We start from the raw sequence: 15,314 nt of genomic DNA, 5'->3' as shown, positions 1-15,314 counted from the left end.
GTTAGATAAACAAATTTTCGACATGAATATATTGATAGTGGTTAACCTTCTGGAAAAAAAACAACCTGATCTCCTACACTATCTATAGAGCCGCTCGGATGTTGGTCACCACAAAAGCGGTTTCTCCAGGACCTGGTGTTAACTGATTGGCAGCGTATCGGGAGCGGTAGCCCCGGGGTGGAACTCCGCGGGCAGGTCGCCGGGGAGGAGGTATGATAAGCACCGTCGCATTATTTTGGGCTTTATGTGTCGTTTGCATTGTTAACATGGCGCGCTATTTCTCATCACTACGCGCGTTGTTAGTGGTACTGCGTAACTGCGATCCATTGCTCTATCAATATGTTGATGGAGGGGGCTTTTTTACCTCACATGGCCAACCCAACAAACAGGTGCGTCTCGTTTGGTATATCTATGCCCAACGTTATCGCGATCATCACGATGATGAATTTATTCGCCGCTGTGAGCGGGTGCGTCGGCAGTTTATTCTGACCAGCGCATTGTGTGGTCTGGTGGTGGTCAGCCTGATTGCATTGATGATTTGGCATTAAGCACTTCAGCAATAATAACGCATAAAAAAAGCGGGCCAGTAAACTGACCCGCTCGTTTTGGTGTGTACGATTACAGGAACTGCAAGGAGAGCCAGTACAGCCCGCCGGAAAGCAGTACCGCAGCCGGAAGGGTAAACACCCAGGCCATCAGAATGCTGGTCACGGTTTTACGCTGTAAGCCGCCACCATCTACCACCATCGTCCCCGCGACAGAAGAGGAGAGTACGTGAGTAGTGGAAACCGGCATCCCGGTATAACTCGCCAGGCCGATAGACACTGCCGCCGTCATCTGGGCAGACATCCCCTGAGCGTAGGTCATGCCTTTCTTACCGATTTTCTCACCGATAGTCGTTGCCACACGGCGCCAGCCAATCATCGTACCGATACCTAACGCCAGCGCGACCGCCATGATGATCCACACCGGTGCATACTCGATGGTGCTAAGCATGTCAGACTTCAGTTTCTTCAACAGGCGCTGATCGTCAGCACTCACGCCAGGCATCTTCACCACTTTGTCGATAGTGTCAGAAACGCACAGCATAATGCGGCGCATCTGGCTACGTTGATCAAGCGACAGCTTGTCGTAGCTTTCCACATCGGTGGTCAACATACCTTTCAGGCGGTTGAGCGCGTTAATGGTATTCGACGGATGGCAGTGGAACTCCGCAGGTTGCGTTGCGCCAGCTTCCGGAGCCGGTACTAACTGATCAGCACCGGTAGCCTGTTTGAGCAGCGCAGGATGCTGCTCAAAGTAAGCTTCGACGTTGTTGATGGCATCACGGGTACGGGTGATTTCGTAGCCAGTGGCATTCATGTTCACCACGAAGCCTGCTGGCGCGACGCCAATCAATACCAACATAACCAGACCAATGCCTTTCTGACCATCGTTCGCGCCGTGCGAAAACGCCACGCCGATAGCGGAAAGGATCAGCGCGATACGCGTCCAGAACGGCGGCTTTTTCTTGCCGTCTTTCTTTTCACGCTCCGCTGGGGTCAGGTGGATACGGGCGCGTTTCTTGGTGCCGCTCCAGTAGCGACGCAGCAAGAAAATCAGACCGCCAGCAAACACCAGGCCGACAATAGGGGAAACGATCAGAGAACCGAAAATACTTAATACTTTCGGGATATTGAGTGCATCCACCACTGACGTCCCGGTCATCAACGCATTGGTTAAACCAATCCCGATGATCGCGCCAATCAGCGTATGAGAGCTGGATGCAGGTAAACCAAAGTACCAGGTACCCAGGTTCCAGATAATCGCCGCCAGCAACATAGAGAACACCATGGCAAGGCCATGAGACGATCCCATATTAAGCAGCAGATCCGTCGGCAGCATATGCACAATGGCATAGGCAACACTCAGACCACCCAGCAAAACACCCAAAAAGTTGAACACCGCCGCCATAACCACGGCGAGCTGAGAACGCATCGCGCGGGTATAGATAACGGTTGCCACGGCGTTGGCTGTGTCATGGAAACCATTGATGGCTTCGTAGAACAGCACAAAAGCCAGTGCAAGCAATAATAACAGCCCGGTATGCAAATCCAGGCCAGCAAACAAATGTAGCATAGGACGTTACGCCATTTTGAGGACATGAACGCGGCGCATTATCAGTGACTTTCGCGGCGCGGGCAAAGTGAAATATAGACTTTTTTTGATTTGCCTCCTGTATGGATTTCACTCAAAAAATAATTATCTTATATAATTCAGGCAAATACTTCCTTTTAGTAATATTGATGCTGGTGCGACCACTGAGGAATCTTTACAATTCACGCCCGTTTTTTCTAAGAGGAGCGCAACGTGGAAAGGTTTGATGCCATTATTATAGGCGCTGGTGCGGCGGGTATGTTCTGTTCTGCGCTGGCAGGTCAGGCAGGACGCCGGGTTCTGCTGATCGATAATGGTAAAAAACCAGGGCGCAAAATCCTTATGTCTGGCGGTGGGCGCTGCAACTTTACCAACCTTTATGTCGAACCAGGCGCTTATCTGAGCCAGAATCCGCATTTTTGTAAGTCTGCACTCGCGCGTTTTACCCAGTGGGATTTCATTGATCTGGTCAATAAACACGGCATCGCCTGGCACGAGAAAACGTTAGGACAACTCTTCTGCGATGACTCCGCGCAGCAGATTGTCGACATGCTGGTGGATGAGTGCGAGAAGGGCAATGTAACCTTCAGATTGCGTAGCGAAGTGCTGAGTGTGGCGAAGGATGAAACAGGCTTCACGCTTGAACTGAACGGCATGACTGTCGGTTGCGAAAAGCTGGTCATCGCGACCGGTGGGCTGTCAATGCCGGGGCTGGGCGCGTCGCCGTTTGGTTATAAGATTGCCGAACAATTTGGCCTCAACGTGCTGCCGACCCGCGCGGGTCTGGTGCCATTCACTCTGCATAAACCGTTGCTCGAAGAGTTACAGGTGCTGGCGGGCGTGGCGGTGCCTTCCGTGATTACCGCTGAAAACGGCATCGTTTTCCGTGAGAACTTACTCTTCACCCATCGCGGCTTGTCTGGACCGGCGGTGTTGCAGATTTCCAGCTACTGGCAACCGGGTGAATTTGTCAGTATCAATCTGCTACCGGATGTGGATCTCGAAACCTTCCTGAATGAGCAGCGTAACGCACATCCGAATCAGAGCCTGAAAAACACACTGGCGGTTCATCTACCGAAGCGGTTGGTTGAACGCTTACAGCAACTCGGGCAAATCCCGGATGTTTCGCTAAAACAGCTCAACGTGCGTGACCAACAGGCACTGATTAGCACATTGACCGACTGGCGCGTACAACCCAACGGCACTGAAGGCTATCGCACTGCCGAAGTGACGCTCGGCGGCGTGGACACCAACGAACTCTCTTCACGGACGATGGAAGCGCGCAAAGTGCCTGGGCTGTACTTCATCGGCGAAGTGATGGACGTTACCGGCTGGCTGGGGGGCTATAACTTCCAGTGGGCGTGGTCGAGTGCGTGGGCTTGTGCGCAGGATTTGATTGCAGCGAAGTCGTCCTGACCTGTTACCTAAAGATGAAAATTATTAGAGCCGCATTAAAAATGAGCTAATTTTGATAGTGGCTATCTTGTGATTATTTTCTAATGAGCCCGTGAACTGAAACCCTCCAGGCTTAATATAAGGTGGAAGGAAAGGTGATTGAAAACTCACCCAGTGGCCAGATCTTTATAAAATATGAACAGGTTGAAAAAAACAGTAACTTTGTTGTTTTTTTATCCTTAACCACTATGCATTAATGCTGCGTTATTTCATGATGCCTAAGAAAAACCAGCGTTACGCAAATGGTCAACGCTGGTTTTATCCGGTACGTTGCAATTATTTTTTAGCAGAACCTGCTTCTAATATTGAAACGATTGAGAACAACGTAAAGCATACCGCTCCTAAACCGACCAAAACCCGCGAAGGAATAAAATATCCCATGTCGGTCTGCGCCATTTCCGCAAGAAACGATGCCAGGAAAAGGCAAAACAGGCAGGTGAAGACGGGAATCATCGGTATTCTGTTGGCTAACGAACAGGTACGTCTCCATACCAGTGCCAGTAGCCAGACTTTTGAGAATATGCTGTAACAGATCATTCCGAGGCAAATAAGAATAATGCCGGGAGCCAGTCGGGCGCTTGCATCGGAACTGACTAAGACGTATATCCCCTGCAGTACCGTGATTGAGCCGAGAAAAATAACCCAATAACACCACAGCCAGTGTTCTTTAGTTGAAAACGTATTACGTGTTTGATGGACAATTGTGGCAACAAGGCCAATTAGACAGGCACAGATTGCGGTTAACCCAAGCAATACGTGACCCGCGACATAATGCGGAGTTATGTCAGCACTACGTAACAGCGTAATAGACCAAATGAAACCGAGCAGGGTGAGTAAAACGGGAACGGCAATGAGGCAATTACCGATTAATGAAGAATAAGCCTGTACCGGCGTTCCATCGCTCTTGCTCCCCGCTGCATTTTTGGGAATGAGCAGAAAGTGACCGGATGACGCTGCCACCGTCGATACACAGGCGGCAATCATACCAACGCCGAAAATAACATGGCCGGCGACAAACTCGTCTGCCATCACATCATTGCCTGCTAACAGTGCCCAACCCCATATCATGGTGATAATTGACCCCGCATAGCCAATAATGGGGAACAATGTATTGTAAAACGTATTAACGCCGCGCGTGAGCTGCGAAATGATAATAAATGCGGTAGTGAATAATGCCAGGCATATGGCCGCCAGAGAAATCAGCACATGACCCGCGACGAAATACTCGCTTTGCCCTGAACTTTCCAGCACAAAGCCACCTAACGCGATGCAAATTAATCCCATAATCAAAGGGATTAATTTGAAAAGCCACCCGATATATATGTTCACTTTAAACTCCTCAGGTATCCCTGCTAATAATGAAATGTGCATTAATGATAATTTCAGCCTGTTAATATAACGACGAGATATCATTAAAGACAAATGCATAGCATAACTATAGCGGGGTTTACTGTGCCGAGTGCCATTTTTTACCGGTTAAAAGGCCATGATAAATAAATATTTATCCTAAGATTAATTCTTATTCTGTTGTTTTTTTTACAATTATCTTCCAGGGATGGATTGTTTTCCATTATTTAGTAAAAGACCGGATAGTCTCGGTGCTTAAAATCATCGAACATATAAGTATTATTGCTTTGTATCATCGTAAATATGTCTTTCAGACATGTATTGTTTATTTTGTTACTAACAAGTAAAAATATTACAGGTTATTTATGAAAGTATTTCACAATATATTTAAGCACTTCTCTTCAAACCATCAAGATAAGCATTCAGATAAAGTTAACAGTCATCAACACCATGGCAAGGTTGATAAAAAATATCGATCAAACACAGTTGAAGTTAATATGCTGAATGACTTTTCGCAAATAGATAACGATTTAGGCCTGAATATCATCTATTTCCTGCAACATGGTCACTGGAGGGTAAATGAACATAGTCTTCAGATGGAGAAAATATGGTTTTACAATAGTGAGCCATCTATAGATATTCAAGAATATAATAGTTTCGCCGATAATACTACTAACACGTTTATCTTTACAATTATACCAGACAATAACCATGTGATAAAATTATCGTCTCCCATTACAGTTAAGATTGAGTGTAAGGATGGTTATTATTTTATTAATTTCTCCGGAGATAAATCAGACATAATTTATAAATCAGACATAACTTATAAAGTTAATGGGCTTTCTATCATACCTGAAAATTTCTTTACTCTTCTTAGCGGTAATTTTAAAGCTGACTGGCGTTGGGATGTCTCTAAAGAGACGTTTCCTAAGGATAAGTTTGATAGCTATGTTAAATCTGTGTTTTCTAAAATAGACTTTTATAAACAATGTGGTGTGATTAACCCACAAAATGCCAACACGGCTTATTTTGGCGATACAGATGGAAGAGTAGGCGCTGTACTTTATGCATTGCTCGTTTCAGGGCATATAGGCATCAGGGAAAAGGGTTGGAGTTTATTATGTGAATTATTAAAACACGAAAACATGGCTTCATCTGCATACATACATAAAAATAATAAATTGCTCTACAATTTATTAAATACGAGAGACATGATATTGAATGAGTTGCATCAACATGTTTTTTTAAAAGGCGATGCGATTACCCCTTGTATCTTCCTTGGGGATCATACAGGCGATAGATTCAGTACTATTTTTGGTGATAAATATATCCTTACTTTGCTAAATTCTATGCGAAATATGGAGGGTAATAAAGATAGTCGTATAAATAAAAATGTCGTCGTTCTGGCTGGAAATCATGAAATCAATTTTAATGGTAACTATAGTGCACGACTAGCAAATCATAAACTCTCTTCCGGTGATACGTATAACTTAATTAAAACGCTCGATGTTTGTAATTATGACTCAGAAAGGAAAGTTTTAACCAGTCATCACGGAATAATAAGAGATGAAGAAAAAAATGTTATTGTCTCGGTGCTTTGCAGGTTCCATTTAATCAGATGAAAAATCCTACTGATCCTGAGGAATTAGCCAATATTTTTAATAAAAAACATAAAGAACACATGGATGATCCTCTGTTCCATCTAATCCGAAGCAATACTTTGAAACCCACACCTGTATATGCTAATTATTTTGATAACACTACTGATTTCAGACCAGCACGTAAACGTATCTTCATATATGGGGAGACACTCAAAGGTGAAGACCCCAGCAAATACATTAGACAAAAATATGGGCATCATGGGGTCGGGGTAGATCAGAATCAACAATTTGATAATGGTATTATGGGGCTAAATTCCCTGAAGGAAGCACGTGATAAAAATAATAAAATAATTTATTCCTCAGGGCTTAGTTGTTTTCAATCTCATTAAAACTCCATGAATACGGTGGTATGTCTTTTTAATCCTGCCAGTATTTCATAGGTTTTCTTAATCGATTGTAGAGGCATGTTCTGATGACGCCTTTACAATCTTTAGGGACTTTCTCTGCTATGAGATAAGAAATTTCATATTATGCTTTAAGGCTGAATGATTTGTGCAAAATATAATTATTTTTCCATCGAACATGAGGTGTATGTCATAAGATTAAATGTTAACTATGCATTCCTCGCGGTGAATTATATGAGGTAAAAGATGAAAATTGGAACTGTGGCAGGCACTAACGACAGTACAACGACAATCGCAACAAATGATATGGTGCAAGAGCATGTTACTAACTTCACTAAAGAACTGTTTGGGTATATTGCAAATGGTATAGGTGATGATATATCAAGTATTGCCAGGACAATGCTCGGTGAAGTTGTGGAAAAAATTGATGATTGGCAAATAGAACGTTTCCAACAATCTATTCGAGATGACAAAATATCATTTACCATACAAACGAATCATTCAGAAAAATATAGTATGCTATCGGACATGCGCGCTCATATTCTACGTAGGGATAATAATTATCAGTTTATTGTGACAATTAATAGTAAAAATTACGGCTGCTATCTTGATAATACCGATATTAATTGGTGCAGCATTGTTTATTTACTTAATAATATGACAGTAAATGATGATGCTAATGATGTTGCAGTTACTGAGTCGTACAAACCCGTCTGGGACTGGAAAATATCGCAATTCAATGTATCTGATATTAAATTCGAAACAATGATAAACCCCCAGTTCGCTGACAGAACCTATTTCTCCAATTGTTCACCTGTTGATCCCACAAGTACCAGACCAACCTATTTTGGCGATACCGATGGCTCAGTCGGTGCAGTTTTGTACGCGCTTTTTGCAACGGGACATTTGAGAATCATGGCTGAAGGAGAAAATTTCCTTAGCCAGTTGCTTAATATAGAAGATGAAGTTCTCAACGTATTGCTAAGGGAGAACTTTAATGAGCAACTTGACACTAATGTTAATACAATAATCAGTATTCTGAACAGAAGAGATATAGTTTTAGAAAGTCTTCAGCCTTATTTAGTTATTAATAAAGACGCTGTGACGCCATGTACGTTTCTTGGCGACCAAACCGGCGATCGATTTAGTAATATCTGTGGCGATCAATTTATCATCGATTTGTTAAAACGCATAATGAGTATCAATGAAAATGTTCATGTATTAGCTGGAAATCATGAAACGAATTGCAATGGTAACTATATGCAGAACTTCACGCGCATGAAACCACTTGATGAGGATACCTACGCTGGGATAAAAGATTATCCTGTATGTTTCTATGGCCCCAAATACAAAATAATGGCAAATCATCATGGGATAACTTTTGATGATCAGCGAAAACGTTACATTATAGGACCGATAACAGTCTCTAGTGATGAAATGACCAATGCTCTCGAACCGGTCGAATTAGCGGCAATTATCAATAAAAAGCACCATGCTGTAATTAATGGCAAAAAGTTTAAAAATAGCCGGGCTATCTCTTGTCGATCCTTTAATCGTTATTTTTCTGTTTCGACAGATTACAGACCTAAACTTGAAGCACTATTAGCATGCTCACAAATGTTAGGTATAAATCAAGTTGTTGCACATAACGGTAATGGTGGAAGAGAATGTATAGGTGAAACGGGGACAGTTTTAGGTCTTAACGCCCGTGACAGTAAACATGCTGGAAGAATGTTCAGCATGCATAATTGCCAAATTAACCCTGGTGCAGGGCCTGAGATAACCACTCCCTGGAAGTCTTACCAGCATGAAAAAAACAGAAATGGACTTATGCCTTTGATTAGAAGGCGCACAATGTTACAGCTCTGAACCATAGACAACATGAATATTAATGTTACTATCTGGTTGAGACTGTTGATAAAACGTAAAAAGGAATGCTCTGTTCCTGCAACTGAACAGGCGTGAAACGCGATCCAACAGGATGGATACCGTTTTGTCAGCCAGTTTTATAGATCACACTTATGAGTATGCGTGTTTCATTTACGGCCAGGAATGCTGATGATGACAACATTACTACCCGTTTTCACTAAGCCTTCCCCGTTGGCGCTCAATGCTCTGCGCGCTGGTCGTATTTGTCGTTTCCTTCTTATCCCGGATGGAAGAATCCGCTGAACGTCGTTCGGCGGCAGTTGTAACACGCGTCGTTTGCTTACAGGGATTATGGCGGGCCGATTATGGATAAGAGTAAGCGCCATCTGGCGTGGTGGGTTGTCGGGGCACTGGCGGTGGCTGCCGTCGTGGCGTGGTGGCTGTTGCGCCCGGCGGGTGTGCCGGAAGGCTTTGCTGTCAGCAATGGGCGCATTGAAGCGACGGAAGTGGATATCGCCAGCAAAATTGCCGGGCGTATCGACACCATTCTGGTGAAAGAAGGCCAGTTTGTTCGCGAAGGTGAAGTGCTGGCGAAGATGGATACTCGCGTGTTGCAGGAACAGCGACTGGAAGCCATCGCGCAAATCAAAGAGGCACAAAGCGCCGTTGCCGCCGCGCAGGCTTTGCTGGAGCAACGACAAAGCGAAACTCGCGCCGCGCAGTCGCTGGTTAATCAACGCCAGGCAGAACTGGACTCCGTAGCAAAACGTCATATGCGTTCCCGTTCACTGGCCCAACGAGGGGCTATTTCTGCGCAACAGCTGGATGACGACCGCGCCGCCGCTGAGAGCGCCCGAGCTGCGCTGGAATCGGCAAAAGCTCAGGTTTCTGCTTCTAAAGCCGCTATAGAGGCGGCACGTACCAATATCATTCAGGCGCAAACCCGCGTCGAAGCGGCACAAGCCACTGAACGGCGCATTGCCGCAGATATCGATGACAGCGAACTGAAAGCCCCGCGTGACGGACGCGTGCAGTATCGGGTTGCCGAGCCAGGGGAAGTGCTGGCGGCAGGCGGTCGGGTGCTGAATATGGTCGATCTCAGCGACGTCTATATGACCTTCTTCCTGCCAACCGAACAGGCGGGCACGCTGAAACTGGGTGGTGAAGCCCGGCTGATCCTCGATGCCGCGCCAGATCTGCGTATTCCGGCGACCATCAGTTTTGTCGCCAGTGTCGCCCAGTTCACGCCAAAAACCGTCGAAACCAGCGATGAACGGCTGAAACTGATGTTCCGCGTCAAAGCGCGTATCCCACCGGAATTACTCCAGCAGCATCTGGAATATGTCAAAACCGGTTTACCGGGCGTAGCGTGGGTGCGGGTGAATGAAGAACTTCCGTGGCCTGACGACCTCGTGGTGAGGTTGCCGCAATGACGCATCTGGAACTGGTTCCCGTCCCGCCTGTCGCGCAACTGGCGGGCGTGAGCCAGCATTATGGAAAAACCGTTGCGCTGAACAATATTACTCTCGATATTCCGGCCCGCTGTATGGTCGGGCTGATTGGTCCGGATGGCGTCGGGAAGTCGAGCTTATTGTCGTTGATTTCCGGTGCCCGCGTCATTGAGCAGGGCAATGTGATGGTGCTGGGCGGCGATATGCGCGACCCGAGGCATCGCCGCGACGTCTGCCCGCGCATCGCCTGGATGCCGCAGGGGCTGGGCAAAAACCTCTACCACACCTTGTCGGTGTATGAAAACGTCGATTTTTTCGCTCGCCTGTTCGGTCACGACAAAGCGGAGCGGGAAGTGCGAATTAATGAGCTGCTGACCAGCACGGGGTTAGCACCGTTTCGCGATCGTCCGGCAGGGAAACTCTCCGGCGGGATGAAGCAAAAACTTGGGCTGTGCTGCGCGTTAATCCACGACCCGGAACTGTTGATCCTTGATGAGCCAACAACGGGGGTTGACCCGCTCTCCCGCGCCCAGTTCTGGGATCTGATCGACAGTATTCGTCAGCGGCAGAGCAATATGAGCGTGCTGGTCGCCACCGCCTATATGGAAGAGGCCGAACGCTTCGACTGGCTGGTAGCGATGAATGCCGGAGAAGTGCTGGCAACTGGCAGCGCCGAAGAGCTACGGCAGCAAACGCAAAGCGCTACGCTGGAAGAAGCATTTATAAATCTGTTACCGCAAGCGCAACGCCAGGCGCATCAGGCGGTAGTGATCCCACCGTATCAACCTGAAAACGCAGAGATTGCCATCGAAGCGCGCGATCTGACCATGCGTTTTGGTTCCTTCGTTGCCGTTGATCACGTTAATTTCCGCATTCCACGCGGGGAGATTTTTGGATTCCTTGGTTCGAACGGCTGCGGTAAATCCACCACCATGAAAATGCTCACCGGACTGCTGCCCGCCAGCGAAGGTGAGGCGTGGCTGTTCGGGCAACCGGTTGATCCAAAAGATATCGATACCCGCCGTCGGGTGGGCTATATGTCGCAGGCGTTTTCGCTCTATAACGAACTCACCGTGCGGCAAAACCTTGAGTTACATGCCCGTTTGTTTCACATCCCGGAAGCGGAAATTCCCGCAAGAGTGGCTGAAATGAGCGAGCGTTTTAAGCTCAACGACGTTGAAGATATTCTGCCGGAGTCATTGCCGCTCGGCATTCGCCAGCGGCTTTCGCTGGCGGTGGCGGTGATTCATCGCCCGGAGATGTTAATCCTCGATGAGCCTACTTCTGGTGTCGATCCGGTGGCGAGGGATATGTTCTGGCAGTTGATGGTCGATCTCTCGCGCCAGGACAAAGTGACTATCTTCATCTCCACCCACTTCATGAACGAAGCGGAACGTTGCGACCGCATCTCACTGATGCACGCCGGAAAAGTGCTTGCCAGCGGTACACCGCAGGAACTGGTTGAGAAACGCGGAGCCGCCAGTCTGGAAGAGGCATTTATCGCCTATTTGCAGGAAGCGGCAGGACAGAGCAACGAAGCCGAAGCGCCGCCCGTGATACACGACACCACCCACGCGCCGCGTCAGGGATTTAGCCTGCGCCGTCTGTTTAGCTACAGCCGCCGCGAAGCACTGGAACTGCGACGCGATCCGGTACGTTCGACGCTGGCGCTGATGGGAACAGTGATCCTGATGCTGATAATGGGTTACGGCATCAGTATGGATGTGGAAAACCTGCGCTTTGCGGTGCTCGACCGCGACCAGACCGTCAGTAGCCAGGCGTGGACGCTCAATCTCTCCGGTTCCCGTTACTTTATCGAACAGCCGCCGCTCACCAGTTATGACGAGCTTGATCGTCGGATGCGTGCGGGCGATATAACGGTGGCAATTGAGATCCCTCCCAATTTCGGGCGCGATATCGCGCGTGGTACGCCTGTGGAACTCGGCGTCTGGATCGACGGAGCGATGCCGAGCCGTGCCGAAACGGTAAAAGGTTACGTGCAGGCAATGCACCAGAGCTGGCTACAGGATGTGGCGAGCCGACAATCCACACCCGCCAGCCAAAGCGGGCTGATGAATATTGAGACGCGCTATCGCTATAACCCGGACGTAAAAAGCCTGCCAGCGATTGTTCCGGCGGTGATCCCGCTTCTGCTGATGATGATCCCGTCAATGCTAAGCGCCCTTAGCGTGGTGCGGGAAAAAGAGCTTGGGTCGATTATCAACCTTTACGTGACCCCCACCACGCGTAGTGAATTTTTGCTTGGTAAACAGTTGCCATACATCGCGCTGGGGATGCTGAACTTTTTCCTGCTCTGCGGCCTGTCGGTGTTTGTGTTTGGCGTACCGCATAAAGGCAGTTTCCTGACGCTCACCCTGGCGGCGCTGCTGTATATCATCATTGCCACCGGAATGGGGCTGCTGATCTCCACCTTTATGAAAAGCCAGATTGCCGCCATTTTCGGAACGGCGATTATCACGTTGATCCCGGCGACACAGTTTTCCGGGATGATCGATCCGGTAGCTTCGCTGGAAGGGCCTGGACGTTGGATCGGCGAGGTTTACCCGACCAGTCATTTTCTGACTATCGCCCGCGGAACGTTCTCGAAAGCGCTGGATCTGACTGATTTGTGGCAACTTTTTATCCCGTTGCTGATAGCCATCCCGCTGGTGATGGGCTTAAGTATCCTGCTGCTGAAAAAACAGGAGGGATGATGCGCCATTTACGCAATATTTTTAATCTGGGTATCAAAGAGTTGCGCAGTCTGCTCGGTGATAAAGCGATGCTGACGCTGATTGTCTTCTCGTTTACGGTGTCGGTGTATTCGTCAGCGACCGTTACGCCAGGATCGTTGAACCTCGCGCCGATCGCCATTGCCGATATGGATCAATCGCAGTTATCGAACCGGATCGTTAACAGCTTCTATCGCCCGTGGTTTTTGCCACCGGAGATGATCACCGCCGATGAGATGGATGCCGGACTGGACGCCGGACGTTATACCTTTGCGATAAATATTCCGCCTAATTTTCAGCGTGATGTCCTCGCCGGACGCCAGCCGGATATTCAGGTGAACGTCGATGCCACGCGCATGAGCCAGGCATTTACCGGCAATGGGTATATCCAGAATATTATCAACGGTGAAGTGAACAGCTTTGTCGCGCGCTACCGTGATAACAGCGAACCGTTGGTATCGCTGGAAACCCGGATGCGCTTTAACCCGAACCTTGATCCCGCGTGGTTTGGCGGGGTGATGGCAATCATCAACAACATTACCATGCTGGCGATTGTATTGACCGGATCGGCGCTGATCCGCGAGCGTGAACACGGCACGGTGGAACACTTGTTGGTGATGCCGATAACGCCGTTTGAGATCATGATGGCAAAGGTCTGGTCGATGGGGCTGGTGGTGCTGGTGGTGTCGGGATTATCACTGGTGCTGATGGTGAAAGGCGTGCTGGGTGTACCGATTGAAGGCTCGATCCCGCTGTTTATGCTGGGCGTGGCGCTCAGTCTGTTTGCCACCACGTCAATCGGCATTTTTATGGGGACGATAGCGCGTTCAATGCCGCAACTGGGGCTGCTGGTGATTCTGGTGCTGCTGCCGCTGCAAATGCTTTCCGGTGGATCCACGCCGCGCGAAAGTATGCCGCAGATGGTGCAGGACATTATGCTGACCATGCCGACGACACACTTTGTTAGCCTCGCGCAGGCCATTCTCTACCGGGGTGCCGGATTCGAAATCGTCTGGCCGCAGTTCCTGACGCTGATGGCAATTGGCGGCGCGTTTTTCACCATCGCGCTGCTGCGATTCAGGAAGACGATTGGGACAATGGCGTAAGGAAGGGAAACTTGACTTCATACTGTGATGTCATAAAGTGAAGTCATAAGGGAATGTCATGTAAACACAGGTACAGGCTTTACGAAAGAAACAAAAAAACACACTGGATCAGCTATTTAAATCACCTTTACCTCAAGGAATCAAATGGACTGATATAGAATCTCTGGTTAAAGCGTTAGGCGGAGAAATTAAGGAAGGTAGGGGGTCGCGCTGTAAGTTCATACTAAATATGAGCGTTGCGTGTTTCCATCGGCCTCATCCGTCGCCAGATACCGATAAAGGCGCTGTAGAAAGCGTGCGTGACTGGTTACTAAGTATAGGGGTAAAACCATGATCAAACTGAAGACGCCAAACTCTATGGAGATTGCCGGGCAACCTGCTGTTATCACTTACGTGCCAGAACTGAATGCATTTCGTGGCAAATTCCTGGGCTTGTCAGGTTATTGTGATTTTGTCTCTGACAGCATTCAGGGGCTGCAAAAAGAAGGGGAACTTTCCCTGCGAGAGTATCTTGAGGATTGTAAAGCTGCGGGTATTGAGCCGTATGCGCGTACAGAAAAGATTAAGACCTTTACGTTACGCTATCCAGAATCGCTGAGTGAACGCCTTAATAATGCGGCTGCGCAGCAACAAGTCTCTGTTAATACCTATATTATTGAAACACTGAATGAGCGTTTGAATCATTTATAAATTTTAGCGGCGTACATTACGCAGAATATCTGCCTTTACAGGATCTATCTATGCAACTGAACTTAATTTTATAAATTAAGTTCAGTTAATATCTTTTCTTTCCTCGTTTCAGAAATAACTCAATCTTCCTTCGGCAAGCACTGCAAATGCCCGTGCCGCACGCCGCGCTGGGCGATAACGTCATCGGCAAAATGCTGCACGTCGCCCATATCACCTTTCAGCACGGCGATTTCCAGACAGTCGTCGTGATTGATATGCACATGCAGCGTGGCGACGGAGAGATCGTGGTGATGGTGCTGGGTGGAGACAATGCGGCTGGCTAAGTCGCGTTTTTCGTGTTCATACACATAGGAGAGCACCGCGAAACCTTGCGTGCCGTGCTGCTGAGTGGCCTCCTGGGCCAGGGCGCTACGCAGAATATCGCGGATAGCTTCGGAACGGTTGTTATAACCACGACGCTGGCTCAGGCTGTCCAGCGTCTCCAGTAAATCGTCATCAAGCGTGATGGTGACTCGTTGCATTT

12 protein-coding genes and 1 pseudogene are annotated in these 15,314 nt (G+C 48.0%); 10 read left to right on the top strand and 3 right to left on the bottom strand.

What is annotated here, in order from left to right; genetic code table 11:
- The first annotated feature begins 212 nt into the window (after nt 1-212).
- Nucleotides 213-548 carry a universal stress protein UspB gene (gene uspB / locus ACJHXA_RS07570; RefSeq protein ID WP_000626187.1) on the top strand — a complete coding sequence of 112 codons (336 nt, stop codon included), beginning with the start codon at nt 213-215 and terminating at the stop codon, nt 546-548.
- A gap of 70 nt (nt 549-618) precedes the next feature.
- Here uspB and pitA read toward each other — a convergent pair whose 3' ends face one another.
- Nucleotides 619-2,118 (bottom strand): inorganic phosphate transporter PitA, encoded by a 1,500-nt coding sequence (gene pitA, locus ACJHXA_RS07565; protein ID WP_000902780.1) that lies wholly within the window; start codon nt 2,116-2,118, stop codon nt 619-621.
- Between the two features lie 231 nt (nt 2,119-2,349).
- Here pitA and ACJHXA_RS07560 point away from each other — a divergent pair, with 231 nt between their 5' ends.
- The gene (locus ACJHXA_RS07560) at nt 2,350-3,552 is read left to right on the top strand and encodes an NAD(P)/FAD-dependent oxidoreductase (protein ID WP_000439180.1); all 1,203 of its coding nucleotides are present in this window, start codon (nt 2,350-2,352) and stop codon (nt 3,550-3,552) included.
- A 315-nt stretch (nt 3,553-3,867) separates the two neighbouring features.
- On the opposite strand, the gene ACJHXA_RS07555 is transcribed toward ACJHXA_RS07560, so the two are convergent.
- Nucleotides 3,868-4,920: a DUF2776 domain-containing protein gene (locus ACJHXA_RS07555; protein WP_001028905.1), complete on the bottom strand. Its 1,053-nt coding sequence runs from the start codon at nt 4,918-4,920 to the stop codon at nt 3,868-3,870.
- A gap of 383 nt (nt 4,921-5,303) precedes the next feature.
- Here ACJHXA_RS07555 and ACJHXA_RS07550 point away from each other — a divergent pair.
- From ACJHXA_RS07550 to ACJHXA_RS07515, 8 genes and pseudogenes are all read left to right on the top strand, one after another.
- Nucleotides 5,304-6,928 (top strand): annotated as a pseudogene (locus tag ACJHXA_RS07550) (DUF4049 domain-containing protein).
- A gap of 261 nt (nt 6,929-7,189) precedes the next feature.
- Complete coding sequence (locus ACJHXA_RS07545; RefSeq protein WP_001315886.1) at nt 7,190-8,812, top strand: DUF4049 domain-containing protein; 1,623 nt, start codon at nt 7,190-7,192, stop codon at nt 8,810-8,812.
- 189 nt (nt 8,813-9,001) lie between these two features.
- Nucleotides 9,002-9,115, top strand: a complete 114-nt coding sequence (yhiY, locus tag ACJHXA_RS07540) for a protein YhiY (protein WP_001296785.1) — start codon at nt 9,002-9,004, stop codon at nt 9,113-9,115.
- A gap of 62 nt (nt 9,116-9,177) precedes the next feature.
- Nucleotides 9,178-10,245: an HlyD family secretion protein gene (locus tag ACJHXA_RS07535; protein ID WP_000361467.1), complete on the top strand. Its 1,068-nt coding sequence runs from the start codon at nt 9,178-9,180 to the stop codon at nt 10,243-10,245.
- The gene (gene rbbA, locus ACJHXA_RS07530) at nt 10,242-12,977 is read left to right on the top strand and encodes a ribosome-associated ATPase/putative transporter RbbA (RefSeq protein ID WP_000149165.1); all 2,736 of its coding nucleotides are present in this window, start codon (nt 10,242-10,244) and stop codon (nt 12,975-12,977) included. The genes ACJHXA_RS07535 and rbbA overlap by 4 nt, the downstream gene beginning before the upstream one ends.
- Nucleotides 12,977-14,101 (top strand): ABC transporter permease, encoded by a 1,125-nt coding sequence (locus ACJHXA_RS07525; protein ID WP_001314210.1) that lies wholly within the window; start codon nt 12,977-12,979, stop codon nt 14,099-14,101. Before rbbA ends, ACJHXA_RS07525 begins: the two co-directional genes overlap by 1 nt.
- A gap of 103 nt (nt 14,102-14,204) precedes the next feature.
- Complete coding sequence (locus tag ACJHXA_RS07520; protein WP_042014162.1) at nt 14,205-14,435, top strand: type II toxin-antitoxin system HicA family toxin; 231 nt, start codon at nt 14,205-14,207, stop codon at nt 14,433-14,435.
- Nucleotides 14,432-14,791, top strand: coding sequence for a type II toxin-antitoxin system HicB family antitoxin (locus tag ACJHXA_RS07515; RefSeq protein WP_000593555.1), 360 nt, complete (start codon nt 14,432-14,434; stop codon nt 14,789-14,791). The genes ACJHXA_RS07520 and ACJHXA_RS07515 overlap by 4 nt, the downstream gene beginning before the upstream one ends.
- A gap of 119 nt (nt 14,792-14,910) precedes the next feature.
- Here the strand turns inward: ACJHXA_RS07515 and nikR are convergent, their stop codons facing one another.
- The gene (gene nikR, locus ACJHXA_RS07510; RefSeq protein ID WP_001190062.1) at nt 14,911-15,312 is read right to left on the bottom strand and encodes a nickel-responsive transcriptional regulator NikR; all 402 of its coding nucleotides are present in this window, start codon (nt 15,310-15,312) and stop codon (nt 14,911-14,913) included.
- Nucleotides 15,313-15,314: the final 2 nt, after the last annotated feature.

It is taken from the genome of Escherichia sp. WS33 (genome assembly GCF_046486385.1).
GTDB lineage: Bacteria > Pseudomonadota > Gammaproteobacteria > Enterobacterales > Enterobacteriaceae > ECMA0423.
Note: the sequence above shows the minus strand (reverse complement) of the source record. Positions and strands in the feature narration are given on the sequence as shown.